Annotated in this window: 2 protein-coding genes and 1 pseudogene; 1 reads left to right on the top strand and 2 read right to left on the bottom strand. The window is 38.6% G+C overall.

What is annotated here, in order from left to right; translation table 11 throughout:
• The coding region (locus V5N63_RS08490) for a DUF2459 domain-containing protein (RefSeq protein WP_332033596.1) at positions 1-466 on the top strand (466 nt) is incomplete at its 5' end.
• Positions 467-543: 77 nt separating this feature from the next.
• Here the strand turns inward: V5N63_RS08490 and V5N63_RS08485 are convergent.
• Together V5N63_RS08485 and V5N63_RS08480 are read right to left on the bottom strand one after the other, a co-directional pair.
• Positions 544-1053: a YceI family protein gene (locus V5N63_RS08485; RefSeq protein ID WP_332033595.1), complete on the bottom strand. Its 510-nt coding sequence runs from the start codon at positions 1051-1053 to the stop codon at positions 544-546.
• 58 nt (positions 1054-1111) lie between these two features.
• Positions 1112-1528: pseudogene (locus tag V5N63_RS08480) on the bottom strand (hypothetical protein); the annotation flags it as partial.

Here is a 1528-nt window from a genome sequence, read left to right as displayed (position 1 = left end):
AGAAATTCCGTTTGAAAATACCCGCTCTAAAAGAACCGATTTCAAATATTTATCGATCGGTTGGGGAGATAAAGGTTTTTATCTGGACACCCCAACCTGGGCTGAGCTAAAACCTTCTACCGCTGTGAAAGCTGCCTTCTGGATGAGCGAATCTGCCATGCACTGCACTTTTTACGAATCGATGACGGAAGGCGAAGACTGCAAAAAAATTACTTTAACACAACAACAGTATTTAGATTTAATAGGTTTCATCCGGGATAAATTCGACAGGAATCCGACAGGGAAACCAATTCTTATAAAAACAGACGCTGTTTACGGCAACAACGATGCATTTTATGATGCAAGAGGCCGCTACAGCTTTCTTTATACCTGCAATACGTGGACAAATAACGGACTGAAAGCTGCAGGACAAAAAGCCGCACTTTGGACGCCGAGTGACCGGGGCATTTTTCAGCATTACCAATAAAAAAACTCCCCGTTTCCGGAGAGCTGTCATAAAACACTTATTATGAAAAATCACATTATTGCTTAAGGTGAATGTTTTCAATCTTTAATCGCAAGACTGAACAATAAATCGAGTTCGTCTTTCACATACACCATCCCACCCATTTTCTTAGGAGGCACGATATTGAAATCTGAAAATTTGAGTCTCTTATTGCCTACCAAACTGTTTTTGTATTCGCTGAATTCGATATTGTATTTTCTGGTAACGGTCATCATCTTTACTTCTACATTTGCCGAAAATCTGTTGGCTCCTGTTTTAGTAAAATTTAAAAATTTGATGGTAAGCACCGGATATTTGTCGGAATGTAATGTTTTACGGAAATCCGCAGTCATCATTCTGTTTTTACAGTCGAAATCGTTGACCTGTAACTGTAAATTCGGAAGCTGGTTTCCCGAGAAAGAATAAATGGTTGGCGAATTGTTAAAATTAATGTTGGTACATTTAAATGTATTTACATTCGTCCATCCGTTGATTTCCACTCCGTTCTTTTGAGCGAAAAACATTACCGGAGAGATAATGAGCAGCAGTATGGCGATTGTATTTTTCATGAGATTAAAGATAGAAAAGGGATTGAAAACAATCCCTTTTCAGAAAAAATATTAAAAATTAGAAACCTATGGTTGCTTCAAACATCAACCCATTAAATTTACCACCTCTCAGTGCGCTTGTTGCACCCCAAACAGGATCGTTGTTGTATTTCTGAGACACATATTCTACTTTAGCAAGGATATTTTTGGTCATGAACCAACCACCTGCGATATTGAATCTGTCGATTTTTCTTTCTGCGGAAACGTCATCGTCCTGACCGCTGATTGAGTTATAACGTCCACCAAAATAGAACTGTTCTTTGTTACCGAATCTGTAAAGCAATTCTGCTGCAAGCTGTGTGTAATCGCCATCTGTAGGTCTTGCAGTTAAACCACTCGCTTTGTTACCGGTTACATATTCGTAAGCTCCAAAGAATTCAAGACCTTGATATTTAACGAATGGGTTTACCTGGAAAGCTTTCATTTTTTTGAATCC

Origin of the sequence: Kaistella sp., assembly GCF_032060305.1 — a bacterium.
GTDB lineage: Bacteria > Bacteroidota > Bacteroidia > Flavobacteriales > Weeksellaceae > Kaistella > Kaistella yananensis.
Note: the sequence above shows the minus strand (reverse complement) of the source record. Positions and strands in the feature narration are given on the sequence as shown.

Excerpts from the sequence above, each read along its gene's own strand:
- V5N63_RS08485 (WP_332033595.1), bottom strand. The coding sequence starts at position 1,053 with ATGAAAAATACAATCGCCATACTGCTGCTCATTATCTCTCCGGTAATG.